Consider the following 17,221-nt stretch of genomic DNA (forward strand, 5'->3'; position numbering starts at 1 on the left):
TACCGCCTGTTTCCAAACATGATCGTGCTGCCGGCGAAATATAGCGTAAGCTCTTGCCGGCATCACGAAAAAGCCCGAATCCTCTCCGCCGATCGATCTCGACGGGAAGAGGGGCGCTCGTCTTGGAATTTTGCCGAGAGATGACGCCCTGTCGCGGTGCGGAAACAAACTTTCGGCAAGTGGGATTATGCAACCAATTGCATTTGAACCGGTTTTAGGGCCATTGCCGTGGCGGTGACGCCGCTGAGTGCCCGCTTACGGATTTTTCAATGAATATTCAGACGAACCCAGCCCAGATCGAGAAGACCAGCGCCAGCTTCCCGGCCATTACGGAAGAGCCGATAAGGTCGACATTCCTGCCGGAGGAACGGCTCCGGCTGCTCGGCGAAAGCCTGGCAAAAGGCGATCTCACCGACCTGTTCGGGCTTATCCCGTTCGACTTCCAGGCGCGTATCCGCGACAGCGCCAAGAAGATCCTCGAAGTCTACCGTTCGACCAATGCGGCACAAGCCAAGGGCGAAACGATCACCCCGGCCGCGCAATGGCTGCTCGACAACAATTACCTCGTCGAAGAGACCATTTTCCAGGTCAAGCGCGATCTGCCACGCCGCTTCTACCGCCAGCTGCCGACGCTGAAGCTGCCTGATGGCGGCACCGTGCCGCGTGCGCTGGCACTGGCCTGGACCTATGTCGCGCATTCGGACAGTTCCGTCTCCGCGACCATGTTCAAGTCCATCGTCCAAGGCTTTCAGTCGGTCGAGCCGCTGAAGATCGGTGAACTCTGGGCACTGCCATCGCTTCTGCGCTTCGTGCTGATCGAGAATCTCCGCCGTCTGGCGGTCAGGGTCAATCGCACCCGCCAGATGCGGCAGATCGCCAACGATGTGGCCGACAAGGTGCTGGCGACCGACGACAGCGCCGACCGGCAGGCTATCCTGGCCAATTTCAGCGCCCACGCGCAGGACACCACCTTTGCCACCCAGCTTCTCTATCGCCTGCGCGACGGGTCGCAGAATGCCGGCAAGGCCCTGGAATGGCTGGAAGGCGAGCTCGAAAAGACCGGCTCCGATGCCGAGGAGATAATCATCTCCGAGCATCACACGCTGTCCAGCGGCAATGTGACGACCGGCAACATCATCCGCGGCCTGCGCCTCATCAACGACGTCGACTGGACAGTATGGTTCGAGGGCGTCAGCCGCATCGATACCGTGTTGCGCGAACGCACCGATTTCGCCGCGCTCGACTTCTTCTCGCGCGACCAGTACCGGACCGCGATCGAGGAACTGGCGCGCCGCTCCGACCTGTCGGAATACCGCGTCGCCGAAAAGGCGATCGAACTGGCCGGCCACGCCACCGGCGAGACCGGCTCGAGCATTGAAGAGGGTGACACGCCAACGGCATCCGCTCACACCGATGTCGGCTTCTATCTCGTCGGTCCGCGCCGTCTGGAATTGGAAAAGGCGATCGGCTATCGGCCGACCATCAGCCAGACAGTCAAGCGGGCCTTCGCCAAGACCGGATGGCTTGGTATCGTCCTGCCGGTCTTCGCGCTGACGGCCCTGCTTCTTGTCCTCACCGGCAATGCGTTGGCCAATCTCGGCCTGTCGGTAACCTCGATCGTCCTGATGCTGGCGCTGTTTGCCGTGCCGGCGAGCGAGGGCGCGCTCGCCTTCTTCAACACCGTGGTCTCGCTGTTTCTCAAGCCGACACGCCTGATCGGCTATGACTACAGGCACGGCGTGCCGCCCGAGGCACGCACGCTGGTGGTCGTCCCTTCGCTGATCGGCTCGCGTGACGATGTCGAGGAGAACATCCGCAACATCGAAGTGCATTACCTGGCCAACCTGGTGGATGAGATCCATTTCGCGCTTTTGTCGGACTGGCCCGACAGCAAGATCGAGATCGATGCGGCCGACACCGAGATCCTCGAATACGCCCGCGCCGAGATCGCCCGTCTCAACGCCCGCTATCCCTCGGAAGGCGCGCCGCGCTTCTACATCCTGCACCGCCGCCGGCTCTTCAACGCTGCTCAAGGGGCCTGGATGGGCTGGGAGCGCAAGCGCGGCAAGCTGCATGAGCTCGACCTTTTGCTGCGCGGCGACAGCGACACCACCTTCCTGCCGCTGGATGTGCCGCTGCCGGAAAAAGTCGTCCATGTGATGACGCTGGACGCCGACACGCGTACCACGCGCGATGCAGTGGCGAGCCTCGTCGGCAAGCTCTGTCATCCGCTCAACCGCCCGCATTTCGACGCCACCAGGCGCGTCGTCACCGCCGGCTACACGATCCTGCAGCCACGCATCACCGCTTCGCTGACATCAGGCGACGAGGCCTCGTTCTTCCAGCGCGTGTTCTCGGCCAATCGCGGCCTTGATCCCTACGTCTTCGCCGTCTCGGATCTTTATCAGGACGTGTTCAGTGACGGCTCTTTCACCGGCAAGGGCCTCTATCACGTCGATGCCTTCGAGGCGGCCCTGCAGGGCCGCATCGAGGAAAACACCATCCTCAGCCACGATCTGCTCGAAGGCGCGCTGGCGCGCGCGGCGCTGGTCACCGACGTCGAACTGGTCGAGGACTATCCGACCCGATACTCGGTCGACGCCTCGCGTCACCATCGCTGGGCACGCGGCGACTGGCAGCTTCTGGGCTATATCCTTGATCCGCGCTCCGGCGTTCCGGCCCTGTCGCGCTGGAAGATGGTCGACAATCTGCGCCGCTCGCTGACGCCGATCTTCTGGGTGATGGCGGCGATCGCCGGCTGGACCCTGCTGCCGTTCACGCAGGCGGCACAGTGGCAGGCGCTGCTGATCCTCAGCCTGTTCATGGCGCCGACCTTCGACGTCGTCAACGCCATCCTGCCCAAGAGCGGCGACCAGACGCCGCGCGGCCATTTCTCGGCGCTCGCGCGCGACGTTGCCTTTGGCACCGCCATGGTGGCGCTGAAGATCGTGCTGATGGCGCACAATGCCTGGATGATGGGCGACGCCATCGTGCGTACGCTCTACCGGCTGTTCGTCAGCCGCCAGAACCTTCTGGAATGGCGCACCGCCTCGCAGGCGCACAAGGCCGGCGACAATGATGTGGGCTCCTATTACGGCATGATGTACGGTGCCGTGATCATCGGCTTCGTCGGCCTCGCCATTCCGGTGCTGGCCGATTCCACCGGCGCCTTCGTCGCCTTCTTCTTCGCCCTGTTCTGGATCGGATCGCCGGCGATCGCCAGCTGGATCAGCCGCTCGGCTGAAACGGAGGATCGTCTGCGCATATCGCAGGCCGACATCCATGCGCTGCGCACCGTGGCGCGGCGCACCTGGCACTATTTCGAAAGCTTCGTCACGGCGGAGCATCACAATCTGCCGCCGGACAATTTCCAGGAAAGCCCGGCGCCGGTCGTGGCACCGCGCACTTCGCCCACCAATGTCGGTGTCTACCTGCTGTCGGTCGTCTCGGCGCGCGATTTCGGCTGGATCAGCCTGTCCGATGCCATCACCCGCATCGACGCCACCATGACGACCATCGAGAGCATGCCGCGCCACCGGGGCCATCTCTTCAACTGGTACGACACCACGACGCTGAAGCCGCTCTACCCGCTCTATATCTCGGCTGTCGACAGCGGCAATCTCGCCGGCCACCTGGTGGCGGTGGCGGCTGCCTGTGCCGAGTGGGCGGAAGCCCCTTCCGTTCACCTCCAGGGCGACTTCGAAGGCATTCTCGACACGGTGACCATTCTGAGCGAAAGCCTCGATGAGTTGCCTGACGATCGCCGCCAGTTGCGGCCCTTGCGCCAGCGCCTCGCTGACCGCCTGGACGGCATGCGGCGTGCCGTGGAGACGATCAAGGCGCAGCCGGAAATGGCCTCGATCCGCACCATCAACCTTGCCGTGCTGGCGGGCGAGATCCGCAAGCTGGCCACCGCCATCCACACCGAGGCAGCGTCGGCACAGAGCGACGTCATCGTCGACTGGGCGGCAAGGCTGGAAGCGACCTGCGAGGCGCATGTCCACGACGCCCACAGCGACGACAACGCCGTCGAGGCACTGCGCGCCAAGCTACTGACCTTGCGCGAGCGCACGCGCCGTTTCGCCTTCGAGATGGAATTCGCCTTCCTGATGCGGCCGGAGCGCAAGCTGCTGTCGATCGGCTACCGGGTCGAGGAGCACCAGCTCGACGAAAGCTGCTACGACCTTCTCGCCTCCGAGGCGCGGCTGACCAGCCTGTTCGCAATCGCAAAGGGCGACCTGCCTACCGAGCATTGGTTCCGGCTCGGCCGCCCAATCGTCGAGATCGGCTTCCAGGGCGCGCTGATGTCCTGGTCGGGCTCGATGTTCGAGTATCTGATGCCGCCACTGGTAATGAAGGAGCCGCAAGGCTCGATCCTCAACCAGACCAGCAAGCTGATCATCAAGCGCCAGATGCAGTACGGCCGCCAGAAGAACGTGCCGTGGGGCATTTCGGAAGCGGCCTACAACGCTCGCGACCGGGAACTGACCTATCAGTATACCAATTTCGGTGTGCCCGGGCTTGGGCTGAAGCGCGGCCTTGGCCAGAACACGGTGATCGCGCCCTACGCCACCATCCTGGCGGCGCAGTTCAACCCGCGCGAAGCCGTGCAGAACCTGTCTCGGCTGCGCGAGATCGGTGCGCTTGGTCCTCATGGCTATTACGATGCGGTCGATTTCACGCCGCAACGCGTGCCTGAAGGTACCAACCACGCGGTCGTGCTGAATTACTATGCGCACCATTCGGGCATGTCGATCGCGGCGGTCGCCGACGCGATCTTCGAGGGTCGCCTGCGCGACCGTTTCCACAGCGATCCGGTTATTGAATCGGCTGAACTCCTGCTGCAGGAAAGGGCGCCGCGCGACATCCCGACCGCCACCGTCAGGACCGAAGCGGACGAGCGAGCCAAGGACGAGACCGAGACCGAGAGTCCCGACACCCGCATCGTGCTCGATCCCTTGCGGGCGTTGCGATCGACTAATGTGATGTCGAATGGCCGTTATTCGGTGATGGTGACCGCGACCGGTTCCGGCTACAGCCGCTGGGGCGATCTGTCCGTGACCCGCTGGCAGCCGGATCCGGTCGAGGACCGTCTGGGCTCGTACATCTTCCTGCGTGACGTCAGCACTGGCGACTGGTGGTCGGCAACGGCGGAGCCCAAGCGCGCGGCCGAGGAGAAGGTGCAGACCCTGTTCTCCGACGACAAGGCGAGCTTCGTCAAATCGGTCGGCACGTTGCGCTCCGAGGTCGAATGCATCGTCGTTTCCGAAGGCAATGGCGAAGGCCGTCGCATAACGCTCTACAATGAAAGCACATCCGATCGTCACATCGAGGTGACGTCCTTCGCCGAACTGGTGCTGGGTTCGGAGGCTTCCGACAACGCGCATCCGGCCTTCTCGAAGATGTTCGTGGAGACCGAAATCGCCGCCAACAACGGCGCGATCTTCGCCACGCGCCGCAAGCGCGAAACCAGCGAGCCTGATATCACCCTGGCGCATTTCGTCACCGATCCGTCCGGGCCGGCGCGCGATGCGGAGGCCGAGACCGACAGGCGTGCCTTCATCGGCCGTGGCCGCTCCATCGTCGATGCCGCCGCTTTCGATCCAGGCGCGAGACTTGGCGGCCATTCCGGCTTCACGCTCGATCCCATCGCCTCGCTCCGCCGCCAGGTGCGCGTACCCGCCAACAAGAAGATATCGTTGACCTTCTGGACCGTGGTCGGGGCCAATCGCGCCGAGCTGGACGATGCCATCAATCGGCTCGACCATCAGGAGAGCTTTGCCCGCCAGGCGATGCTTGCCTGGACCCGCAGCCAGGTGCAGACCCGCCACATGGGCCTTAGCCTGACCGATGCCGCCAATGTGCAGAAACTGGCACGCTATCTGATCTATCCCGATGCGTTCCTGCGGCTGCCTGCCGAATCCATCGCTTCGGGCCTGGGCAAGCAGTCGAGCCTGTGGCCGACCAGCATTTCGGGCGATTTTCCGATCTTCCTGGTCAGGATCGGCGACGTCGCCGACCTGGAAATCGTCGCCCAGGCGCTGCGCTTCCAGGAGTATATGCGCACCCGCGGCATGATGATCGACTTCGTCGTCGTCAACGAGCAGGCCTCGTCCTATGTCCAGGACCTGCAGCGGGCGGTCGAGACGCTGTGCGAAAACAGCCGTCTGCGCGGCAAGGAACTCGGACCACGGCAGCATATTTTCGCGGTGCGCCGCGACCTGATGGAAGAGACCACATACAAGACATTGCTCGCCGTCGCCCGGGTGGTGCTGCATACGCGCAACGGCACCATCTTCGATCAGATCGAGCGGGCCGAGGCGGCGGCCCTGCAGGCGCGCGACGCGCTTGTGCCGACCGGGTTGACGACGCCGCGCGAGATTCCGGCGCCGGTGGCGCATGCATTCGCCTCGCAAGCCGTGGCGGATGTCAGCGCCGATGGCACCGGCCTCAACCAATGGAACGGCTTTGGCGGCTTCGACGGCGACGGACGGCACTATGTGGTGCGCCTGGCTGGCCGGCGCAGCACGCCGCAGCCCTGGATCAACGTCGTCTCCAACGCCTCGTTCGGCTTCCACACCTCGGCCGAGGGCGCCGCCTTCACCTGGAGCCGCAACAGCCGCGACTACCAGTTGACGCCGTGGTCGAATGATCCGGTCTCGAACCGGCCGGGCGAGGGCATTTATATCTACGATCAGGCCAGCGGCAGGGCATTCTCGCCGCTCGCGGCCATGGTGCGCGATCCCTCAATGACGTACGAGGCCTGGCACGGGCAGGGCTTCTCGACGTTCCGGTCGAAGCGCGGGCCGTTGTCGATGGACCTGACCCATGTCGTGGACCCCATTGATCCGGTGAAGATCACGCGGCTGCGCATCCAGAATTCCGGCTCGGTACCGGCGCGGCTGCGCGTCTATGCTTATGCCGAATGGGTGCTTGGCGGGCACCGGTCACGCACCGCGGCGACCATCGTTCCGTCCCGCGACAGCGCGACCGGCGCCTTGCTGGCGCAAAACCCCTACGGGCTCGATTTCAGCGAGCGCGTGGCCTTCCTCGCCGCCGACGCGGCTGTTCATTCGGTGACGGCGGACCGTTCCGAGTTCCTCGGCCGGCACGGGTCCAGCGAACTGCCGCAGGCGGTGCTGAGCGGCGCGGCGCTGTCGGGTCGCGTCGAGGCCGGAGACGATCCATGCGCGGCGATCGCCCGCGACATCGAGATCCCGGCCGGCGGCGACGTCACGCTGCTCTGGCTGCTCGGCGACGCCGATTCCGCGGCGCAGGCGAGCGCGCTGGTGCAAAAGCACCGGGGCAAGGATTTCGACCAGCGCCTGGCCGACAACGAGCGCGAGTGGCGCGGCTTCCTCGACACCATCCAGGTCGAGACGCCGGACAAGGGGCTCGATGCCATGGTCAATCACTGGCTGCCCTATCAGAGCCTTGCCTGCCGCATCCGCGCCCGCTCGGCCTTCTATCAGGCGAGCGGCGCCTTCGGCTTCCGCGACCAGTTGCAGGACACGCTGGCACTGCTGGCGCATGATCCGACGCTGGCGCGCGACCAGATACTCAACGCCGCGCGGCGTCAGTTCCCGGAGGGCGACGTGCAGCATTGGTGGCTGCCGCGCACCGGGGCCGGCGTGCGCACGATGATCTCCGACGACGTGGTCTGGCTGGCCCACGCCACGGCGCGCTACCTTTCGGTGACCGGCGACGCCACGATCCTGAAGGAGCAACTGCCCTTCATCGATGGGCAGGCGCTGGGCGAGGGCGAGCACGATGCCTTCTTCACCCCGGAAATCTCTAAGAAGACGGTGTCGCTCTACGATCACTGCGCGCGCGCGCTCGACCTCGCCATCAAGCGCAGCAGTCCTGCCGGCCTGCCGCTGATCCTTGGCGGCGACTGGAACGACGGCATGAACCGTGTCGGCGAACACGGCAAGGGCGAGAGCGTGTGGCTGGGCTGGTTCCTGCTGAAGACGCTGGGCGACTTCGCCACCGTCGCCAAGGCCGAGGGCGACAGCAAGCGCGCGCAGGCCTGGGCAAAGCATGCCGATGCGCTGAAGCGGGCACTTGAGAGCACGGCATGGGACGGCGAATGGTACCGGCGCGGCAGCTTCGATGACGGCACGCCTTTGGGCTCACGCACGTCCGAAGAGTGCAGGATCGACTCCATCGCCCAGTCCTGGAGCGTGCTTTCGGGTGAGGGCGACCCGGCGCGGTCGACGACTGCGATGCGGCAGGCTACCAGCCTGCTGGTGGACGACAAGCTCAAGATCGTCAAACTGTTCACGCCACCCTTCTCGAAGACGCAGAAAGATCCTGGCTACATCAAGAGCTATCCGCCTGGAGTGCGCGAGAATGGCGGCCAGTACACCCACGCCGCGACCTGGTTCGTCATCGCGCTCGCCGAGATGGGACAGACCGACGAAGCCTATCGCTGCTTCTCGATGCTGAACCCGGTCAACCACGCAATCGACGAGGCCTCGACCGAACACTATCGCGTCGAACCCTATGTGGTGGCGGCCGATATCTATGCCGGAGAGGACAAGGGCGGGCGCGGCGGCTGGACCTGGTACACCGGCTCGGCGGGCTGGCTCTACCGGGCGGCGGTCGAGGGCATCCTCGGCATCGAACGGCGCGGGAAGCAGATCACGTTCCGGCCGAAGCTGCCCAGCCATTGGGATGGCTACCACGCCACGCTCAAGATGCTTGGCGCCGAGATCAAGGTTCATGTCATTCGCGACAAAAAGACCAAGACGATCTCGCTGGAAGTTGATGGTTCGAAAACAAAATCCGCTTCTTTCGAACCCAAAGCTGGTACGAAGACCGAGATCGTGGTCAAGATACCGGCGTGAAATCAGTGGCTTAGATCAATGGATCGCGCGTCCTTCGGGACGCGCGGCATGGCCCCTTGTTACTTGCGCGATCCGCGATGACGTTCGCCAGGCGCACCCAGTGCCAATTCCTGCAAACCTGTTGTGATTAAAATTGTGGCAGCGCTCGGCCGTTGCCATGATTTTGCCGCAAGGCTGGCATTTCACCTTTTATCTCAAACCGTTAGGTGATCACGTCAGATTTCGTATCGTCGTCATCTTTTGTTCGCTAAATGGGAACGGAAGCGATAGACGGGCATTGTTTTGCGACGCATCAACCGTTACGTGTCATGGAATGGTGCAGTGCACAATACTGGTATTGGGCACAATACAGAGTTGGCGGAGTAGCTGAAGTGTCACTTCTGCAGATCTATTGGAGAGCGCTGGGCTATCTGGCCGCCGACAAGAAGCGCGTGGCGCTGATCTGTTCGGCCAACGTCGCCCTTGCCGCCATAGCCATTCTTGAGCCGATCATGTTTGGCCGGGTCATCGATGCGATTTCCGCGCGCGGCTCGGTGTTCTCCACGCTTGCCGTATGGGCCAGCCTGGGCGCCTTCAATGTGATCGCTTTCGTCCTGGTGGCACGCGGCGCGGACCGCTTTGCCCACGCAAGGCGTAGCGAAGTGCTGTGCCAGTCCTTCGAACGCGTCATCACCATGCCGCTCGCCTGGCATCATCAGCGCGGCACTTCCAACGCGCTGCACACCTTGTTGCGCGCCGTCGAGACGTTGTTCAGCCTGTGGCTTGAATTCATGCGCCAGCATCTGTCCACCGCCGTTGCACTCGTGCTGCTGGTGCCGACGGCGCTCAGCATGGACGTGCGCATGTCGATGGTGCTGCTCGGGCTCGGTGTGCTCTATGTCTGCATCGGCCGGCTGGTCATGAAGCGCACCAAGGCAGGCCAGGCCGCCGTCGAGCGTCACTACCACAAGGTGTTCGCGCATGTGACGGACTCGGTGAGCAACGTCGCTGTTCTGCAGAGCTACAACCGTCTGGGCCACGAGGCCGAGACGCTGCGCCGCTATGTCAAGAACCTGCTCGACGCGCAAAACCCCGTGCTCGACTGGTGGGCCATCGCCAATGCGCTCAATCGCCTGTCGTCGACGATCTCGATGATGGTGGTGCTTCTGATCGGCGCCTACCTAGTCACGCATGGCCAGTTGCGCGTCGGCGACGTGATCGCCTTCACAGGCTTCGCCACGCTGCTGATCTCGCGGCTCGACCAGATGTCGGCTTTCGCCAATCAGATCTCGGAAGCCCGCGCCAAGCTCGAGGACTTCTACAAGCTCGAGGACTCGGCCGCCGACGCCGCGGAGCCCGATGGCCTGCGCGACCTCACCAATGTCACCGGCCATGTCCGTTTCGAGGATGTCAGCTTCGAATTCGCCAATTCGGGGCAAGGCGTCAGCGACGTCTCCTTCGAGGTCCAGGCCGGCCAGACGGTTGCCATCGTCGGACCGACGGGTGCCGGCAAGACCACGCTGATCAATCTACTGCAGCGCGTCTTCTCGCCGTCCAGCGGCCGCATCCTGATCGATGGCATCGATACCCGCACCGTGACCCGCAAGTCGCTGCGCCATTCGATCGCCACCGTGTTCCAGGACGCCGGGCTTCTCAACCGCTCGATCGAGGACAATATCCGCGTCGGCCGCGCCGATGCGAGCAATGACGAGATCCATGCCGCCGCCGTCGCGGCTGCCGCGCAGGACTTCATCCTGGCCAAGAGCAATGGCTACGACACCGTGGTCGGCGAGCGTGGCGGCCAGCTGTCGGGTGGCGAGCGCCAGCGCATAGCCATTGCCCGAGCCGTGCTGAAGGATGCTCCGATCCTGGTGCTCGACGAGGCCACCAGCGCGCTCGACGTCGAGACCGAGGACCGCGTCAAGGAAGCGATCGACGAGCTGCGGCGCGACCGCACCACCTTCATCATCGCGCACCGCCTGACCACCGTTCGCGACGCCGATCTGGTCGTGTTCATGGACAAGGGCAGGGTTGTCGAAATGGGCGGCTTCGCCGAACTGTCGCTGCGCAACGGCCGCTTTGCCAGCCTGCTGCGCGCCGGCGGCTTGCTCAACGACGAAGAAGTCCGCCGTCTCAGCCGCTCCGTGCAGGGCGAGGCCGCGTAAGAATCGTCCTTTTTACCTCTTCCTTGTGGGGAGGTCGGACCAGATGTGCCGGGGGGCAGCGCCGCCCTTTGGCTCGCAGCGATCGTCCCCGCGAGGGGCAGGGCTGATCCAGCCTGCGACACCGCCGCTCGATTGCCCCGATCGCGCCGGCGGTCTATGTAAAGTCGCATGAGCGACACGACTTCACGCCCGAGCGGCTGGATGGACCTTGCCAACCCGACGCGCTTCGTCGCGCTGGTGGACAGGATCGTGCCGTGGCTGGCGGCGATCGCCGCACTCATCCTTGCGGTGGGCCTCTATATGAGCTTCACCGCGCCCGAGGATTTCCAGCAAGGCATCACCGTCCGCATCATGTACATCCACGTGCCTTTCGCCTGGCTCGCCATGATGTGCTACACGCTGATGGCGGTTTCCGCCCTCGGCACGCTGGTCTGGCGCCATCCGCTGGCCGATGTCGCGCTGAAATCGGCGGCACCCATCGGCGCGGTCTTCACGGCACTTGCGCTGATCACCGGTTCGATCTGGGGCAAGCCGATGTGGGGCACCTGGTGGGTGTGGGATGCCCGCCTGACCTCGGTCTTCGTGCTGTTCCTGATGTATCTCGGCATCATCGCGCTGACCCGCGCACTCGATGATGCCAGCCGCGCAGCCTGGGCCGCCGCCATCATCACGCTGGTCGGCTTCATCAACATCCCGATCATCAAATTCTCGGTCGACTGGTGGAACACGCTGCACCAGCCGGCCTCGGTGTTCCGGATGGACGGCCCGACCATCGATCCCAGCCTGCTCTGGCCACTGCTGGTCATGGCTATCGGCTTTACCGCGCTGTTCTTCGCGCTGCACTTGATGGCAATGCGCACGGAGATACGACACCGCAGGGTCATCGCCATGCGCAGGGTTGCGGCTCGACAGGCGGAACGGCAACCGGGCTAGTTCACCCGTTACCCGCCGAAAGAGCTCACGCCATCAGCCCGCGTGCAGCGACCGGCAGCGTTTCCAGAACTTTCTCGCCGTCGATCAGGTTGACCTGGTTGAAGAGATTGGTGACGACACAGCAATGATCGGGCACCACGCGCACGCGATCGCCGATGCGCAGTTTCGCGTCGCCGGAAAGCGTGACGGTGCCATGCTCTTCGCTAAGCCCGGTCACCCTGGCGTCGGCAGCGCCGAGCAATTCGCCAAAATCCTTTAGCCCGAGCGTGTCGCTGGACAGCGCCTTGCTGCCCGCATCGAGTATGGCACGCGCCGGCGTCGGGTGGCTGACCACGGTCGACAGCACCGTCAGCGCGCAATCGTCCAAGGTACCGACGCCTTTGGCGACCTGATAGCGGTCGAGATAGATGTAGGTTCCTGGCCGATACTCGGTGACGACAGATGTATCGCTGGAGCGCCACATGTCGGGCGTGCCGCCGCTGGAGATGCGTTCGCAGGCGAGACCCGAACCGGTCAGCGCCTGCCTGGCGTCGGCGAGCCACGCTTCGGCCTCCGCCGCGCGGCCGGCCGCCGGATAGGTCATCAGCCCGCCAAAGGCGAGGCCACCGGCCTTGTCGATCGCCCTTGCCAGCGCAACCGCCTCATCGGCCGTCTGGACGCCGCAGCGGCCCATGCCGGTGTCGCATTCGACCAGCACGGGGAGGCGATGGCCGGCATCGGTGAATGTGGCGGCCAGTCCTTCCAGCGTATCCATGCTGTCCGCCGTGACTGACAGGGTCACGCGACCGTGCAGCGCCTTCAGCCGCTCCAGCTTGGCGCGGCCGAGGATGTTGTAGGGAAGAAAAATGTCGGTCAGCCCGGCATCGGCCATCACCTCGGCCTCGCCGATCTTCTGGCAGGTGATGCCGACGGCACCCGCCGCCACCTGCTTCTTCGCCCAGTAAGGCAGCTTGTGCGTCTTGATGTGCGGCCTGAGCTTCAGCCCGTTTCGGTCGGCATGGGCCTGTGCGCGTGCAATGTTGGCTTCGGCGCGCGCGGCGTCGATCAGGATCGACGGCGTGTCGAGGTCGTGGATGGTCGGCATGGGCTATCACTCTGTGAGAATTCGCGGGGGTTATGAGCCTGAAAGCGGTTGATGTCACGCGGCCAGCGGACCGGATCGGTGGGCCATCCGCGCGTGGCGCAGCACCGGGCAGGCGCGAGATGGATCGACACCGCATCGGCGTTCGGCTATGCGATTTGCAATGCATGTCGCCCAAAAGTGCCCAGCGGTTTTGGGATGACGACAAGCAACAACCTAAAGCGTGTCGACACGAGGGGTTACGATCATGAAACGCTCCGCCATCAATGACATCATCCGCGAAGCCGACGCTTTCATCCGCTCGTTCGGCTACATCATGCCGCCTTTCGCCTACTGGTCGCCCGAGGAGATGAAGGCGCGCCAGGTCGACTCCTCCGCAATATTCACCTCGCGGCTCGGCTGGGACATCACCGATTACGGCCAGGAGAAATTCAACGAACTCGGCCTGTTCCTGTTCACCGTGCGCAATGGCCGCTACGAGGACATGAAGAAGGGCATGGGCATGCTCTATGCCGAGAAGATCATGATCTCGCGCAAGGACCAGCTGTCGCCCATGCACCGCCACAACATCAAGGCCGAGGACATCATCAACCGTGGCGGCGGCAAGCTGGTGCTGGAACTGTTCATGCACGATCGAGACGGCGGCATCGACCCCAAGGCGGAGGTTTCCGTGCCGGTCGACGGGACCATCCACAGGCTGCCGGCGGGCGGCCTCCTGAAGCTCGACCCGGGTCAGAGCGTCACACTGCTGCCCGGCGTCTGGCACGCCTTCTGGGCCGAGGGCAAGGACGTGCTGATCGGTGAGGTGTCGACCGTCAACGACGACCTGACCGACAACGTGTTCCGCGAGCCGATCGGCCGCTTTTCCAACATCGACGAGGATGTTGCTCCAGTGCACCTGCTGGTGGCTGACTACGAGAAATGGCTGGGCTGAGGGCAGGGCGGCGGTCGCCTGCCGTCAGCTTTTAATGGTAGCCTGGCGCCGGCTGCGCGCTCGTCCGGCACAGGTATGACATGTCTGATCGTCAGTTGAGCCACGGCGTTCGACAAGCCGAGGCTTGAGGTTTGAAGGATAGCTTTGCCGAGGCCCAGCTTAATTGCGGCAGCCTCATCAAAATGGATGGCGACTCTCGTCCACGCCTGTGGTGGCATCCAGCTCAGGTGGAGAGCGGGGACCGGAGCGACAGGTGGTCCTCCGGCAGGGGGGCCAACTCCCTCATTGAGTGCGCCTCTTTATGCGCTCCGACCGAGGAGAACGGAGAATGCAATATCCTGGCGAGTGGAACAAAAGGCTGCCTCGTACTCAGCCAGAAGATGAGCGTCAGGCGCGGCTCGAGAAAACGGCCAGGCTTAAGCGGCTTCGGTCTTACGCTTCCTGGCTGGCGCCTGACCCACACGCCCAACTTCATGATGAGATAGACTGCTCTGCGCTAATTGAGGAAGGCAGATCAGTGGGGCTGGCCTGATCGGCAGGGTGAAGCTGGGGGCCGCCTGCCGAGCCTCAATGACAGCAGCTGGCCGCCGGTGGCACGCTCGTTCGGCACAGGCATGACGAACTGATCGCAACATCGGCCTTGGCCATCGCCGTGGCGAGTCTTGCCTGCAGGGCCGGCAGCTCTTCGCGTTCGCCGCGGCGCCTCAAGCATTCCACCAGTCCGTGCAGCGCCCAGACATTGTCCGGGTGCTGGGCGCAGCGTTGCACCTTGGCGCTCAGGCCGAGATCGTCGCGATAGACCTGCTCGGCCTCTTGCGCATGGCCCTGGTCGAGAAGCAGCGCCGCCAGCGCATGGCGCGGCGGGTGCATCCACGCCCATGGCTCGGTGTAGGAAAGGTCGTCGTCCAGCTCGACCGCCTGCCGCAAATGGGCGTAGGCCTCCTCGTGCCGGCCCTGATGGTAGGCGAGCTCGCCATCCAGCAAGGCGGCACCGACGGCCAGCGAAGCGCGGGTCGGGTTGCTGAGGAAACGCCGTTCGGCCGGGATGTTCTCCATATGCCTCTGGAACCGCTTGCGCTCGCGCTCGGCCTCCGTGAATTGCCTGAGCGTCGCATGCGCGACACCCTTGGCGTAGTGCTGCATGGCCGCCGTCAGTACATACAGGCCGGGCTCTTCAACCACCGGTTCGTCGATGATCTCCTGCCAGCGGCCGAAGCGCACCTGCACATGCGATTTCATCGCATGATAGCCTTCCACCGTTTGCGTCAGCTTGGGCCGGGCCTGGATGGCGACCACGTCTCGCGTCACCAGGCTGCGCACCTTGTCGGCGGCCCAAAGGGCCGGCCGGTACTGGCCGAGGAACATGCAGGTGAACATCATCAGATGCAGGTCGTGGCAGCAGCCGAGCAGATAATAGGTCGGCTCGTCGGCATAGGCGAGATAGAGGTCGTTGGCGCGGACAGCCTTTTCGCTGGCGATCTTCGCCTTCTCATAATCGCCGCACAGCACATAGATATGCCCCGGCATGTGGTTCATGTGCCCGGCATCGGGGCACATCGCGCCCAGCCGGTCGGCCGAGCGAATGCCGCGTTCCGGCATGGTGGACATTTCCAGCAGATGGATATGCAGGTGCAGGATCGCCGGGTGCTGTGCCGCGCCGGCCTCATCGGCGAGCCGGATCGACCGCTCGCAAACCTCCAGGGCCTCGACGACATCGGAATTCGGCGCCGGTTCACCGGTCTTGAGGTTCCAAAGCCGCCGCACCGTGCGCATCATCAGCGCCTCGACCAGCAGCGCCATCACATCATGGTCGTGGGGAAAGTCCTGGTACACCCGCCGCATCGCGGCGGCGTAGGCATCATCCCATTGTTCGAATTCCTGCGGGCTTACCTTGTGCGGCTTTTGAAAACGGCTGGCCAGCGCCTCGATCAGTCGCCGTTCGACATCGCTGGCGCCAGCGGCATTGGCGCGCGCCAGATGGACATGCTCGAAACAGCGTTTCGTCGCCCTGTTGACCTCGTCTTCGCCATGTTCCTTCCAGGTCAGGTTGTAGAAAGGCCCGGCCGCATAGGCGATGCCCCAATGCACGAAGCCGCAGTCGGGATCCGTCTCCAGCGCCTTCTCAAAGCACTTGATGCCTTCCTCATGATTGAAGCCGTAGCACCAGTTGAGCCCGATATCGAACCAGCGCTGGGTTTCGGTTGAGCGAGTGGAGATGGGGCGGCGATAGGTGCCGAGGTCGAAGCGGTCCATGGGGTCCATGCAATAAGACGGCCAGGCGCGAAGCCAGCGAAGTTTTGTCCGCGGGCAATTTGTAACGAATGTCGTCGCTTGGCAAACGCCGTGGATGGATATCCATGGCGACGCGGGCGGGATCGGATTCAGCGTGTCAAATGCGCTTGTTGGTGCTTATCCGAAATTCACGATCGTTTCACGCCCACCCTGCAAGAAGAGGGTGCCATCCAGGCAAATAATTTTATTGGATATATCTGGAAAGGCGGGAAAAATGACTGCGTTAAAAGCATTGACGAGTGTCACTATCCTTGCATCGGCTTGCATGGGCATTTCCTCTGCCGAAATCGTATACGCGGACGAGCCTGCCCATATTCCTGTGATCTCCGATCATTGGGCTTGCGGAAGCCGGATTGAAGTCAGTCCGGAAATCGTTGCGTCCTTTCACCCGACCTACGTCCATCCCGCGAAGGACAAGCTTCCAGCGTTCGTCGGGGGCTTTGTCAAAGACATGGAAAACGGCGGAGTTTATTCCACGATATTCGTAAAAGAGGCGGACGCGTGGAAGGCCTTTGCCGTGCAGGAGCAGGCCAGTTTTTCGAATATCTATGTGCATGCGGAAACTGGGCGGGCCATATTTTTCTCGATGATCAGTGTCGAGGGGCCAGGCCAATCTTATCAGGTTTTGTCAACGCGAGATGGCTTTGCGACGGTCAAGTGTGGCGAGGTGCCTGCGCCAAAAACCAAACTTGATACGTTGGATTATATGCAGATCAGATCGGTTCTTCTGGATGCCGCAGGCGATGGCAGTCTGGACGGCATCGTCCATTTTTCCGAAGAGCGAAAGCCCGAGTGTTTCACAGCCAGCAGCAAGGATGGTGGGCTGAATTGGTCGGCACCCGCTAAAACGGATCAATGCATCGACAGTGTTGTCGAGGTGTTGGCCCCGTTCGATGAAGGATCCGGCCCGGTACAGGATTTGAGGTCGTTGGCGCGGTAATAGCTGGCCCGCCGAAATAAAGCGAGAAGGCCCTGTGATGGGCGAAAT

7 protein-coding genes are annotated in these 17,221 nt (G+C 63.4%); 5 read left to right on the forward strand and 2 right to left on the reverse strand.

The annotated features are described in order from the left end of the window. The first annotated feature begins 269 nt into the window (after window positions 1–269). The 3 genes from AC07SZ_RS03150 to AC07SZ_RS03160 all read left to right on the forward strand — a co-directional run bounded on the left by AC07SZ_RS03150 (window position 270) and on the right by AC07SZ_RS03160 (window position 11,926). Complete coding sequence (locus AC07SZ_RS03150; protein ID WP_494913191.1) at window positions 270–8,849, forward strand: glycoside hydrolase family 94 protein; 8,580 nt, start codon at window positions 270–272, stop codon at window positions 8,847–8,849. Between the two features lie 371 nt (window positions 8,850–9,220). Then, on the forward strand, window positions 9,221–10,993 hold the full coding sequence (locus AC07SZ_RS03155) for a glucan ABC transporter ATP-binding protein/ permease (protein ID WP_494913192.1): 1,773 nt from the start codon (window positions 9,221–9,223) through the stop codon (window positions 10,991–10,993). Window positions 10,994–11,161: 168 nt separating this feature from the next. Continuing rightward, on the forward strand, window positions 11,162–11,926 hold the full coding sequence (locus tag AC07SZ_RS03160) for a heme ABC transporter permease (RefSeq protein ID WP_494913193.1): 765 nt from the start codon (window positions 11,162–11,164) through the stop codon (window positions 11,924–11,926). A gap of 25 nt (window positions 11,927–11,951) precedes the next feature. On the opposite strand, the gene AC07SZ_RS03165 is transcribed toward AC07SZ_RS03160, so the two are convergent. After that, window positions 11,952–13,010, reverse strand: coding sequence for a D-TA family PLP-dependent enzyme (locus AC07SZ_RS03165; RefSeq protein ID WP_494913194.1), 1,059 nt, complete (start codon window positions 13,008–13,010; stop codon window positions 11,952–11,954). A gap of 244 nt (window positions 13,011–13,254) precedes the next feature. Here AC07SZ_RS03165 and AC07SZ_RS03170 point away from each other — a divergent pair, with 244 nt between their 5' ends. Further along, window positions 13,255–13,941 (forward strand): D-lyxose/D-mannose family sugar isomerase, encoded by a 687-nt coding sequence (locus AC07SZ_RS03170; RefSeq protein ID WP_044550185.1) that lies wholly within the window; start codon window positions 13,255–13,257, stop codon window positions 13,939–13,941. 567 nt (window positions 13,942–14,508) lie between these two features. On the opposite strand, the gene AC07SZ_RS03175 is transcribed toward AC07SZ_RS03170, so the two are convergent. Then, window positions 14,509–16,194 carry a hypothetical protein gene (locus AC07SZ_RS03175; RefSeq protein WP_494913195.1) on the reverse strand — a complete coding sequence of 562 codons (1,686 nt, stop codon included), beginning with the start codon at window positions 16,192–16,194 and terminating at the stop codon, window positions 14,509–14,511. 94 nt (window positions 16,195–16,288) lie between these two features. On the opposite strand from AC07SZ_RS03175, the gene AC07SZ_RS03180 reads away from it, so the two are divergent. Then, window positions 16,289–17,173, forward strand: coding sequence for a hypothetical protein (locus AC07SZ_RS03180; RefSeq protein ID WP_494913197.1), 885 nt, complete (start codon window positions 16,289–16,291; stop codon window positions 17,171–17,173). The last annotated feature ends 48 nt before the right edge of the window (window positions 17,174–17,221 follow it).

The sequence above is a fragment of the Mesorhizobium sp. GW821-FHT07A06 genome, from assembly GCF_059419085.1.

Coding starts and splice junctions, on each gene's coding strand:
- AC07SZ_RS03150 (WP_494913191.1), top strand. CDS start 270: ATGAATATTCAGACGAACCCAGCCCAGATCGAGAAGACCAGCGCCAGC.
- AC07SZ_RS03160 (WP_494913193.1), top strand. CDS start 11,162: ATGAGCGACACGACTTCACGCCCGAGCGGCTGGATGGACCTTGCCAAC.
- AC07SZ_RS03165 (WP_494913194.1), bottom strand. CDS start 13,010: ATGCCGACCATCCACGACCTCGACACGCCGTCGATCCTGATCGACGCC.
- AC07SZ_RS03170 (WP_044550185.1), top strand. CDS start 13,255: ATGAAACGCTCCGCCATCAATGACATCATCCGCGAAGCCGACGCTTTC.
- AC07SZ_RS03175 (WP_494913195.1), bottom strand. CDS start 16,194: ATGGACCGCTTCGACCTCGGCACCTATCGCCGCCCCATCTCCACTCGC.
- AC07SZ_RS03180 (WP_494913197.1), top strand. CDS start 16,289: ATGGATATCCATGGCGACGCGGGCGGGATCGGATTCAGCGTGTCAAAT.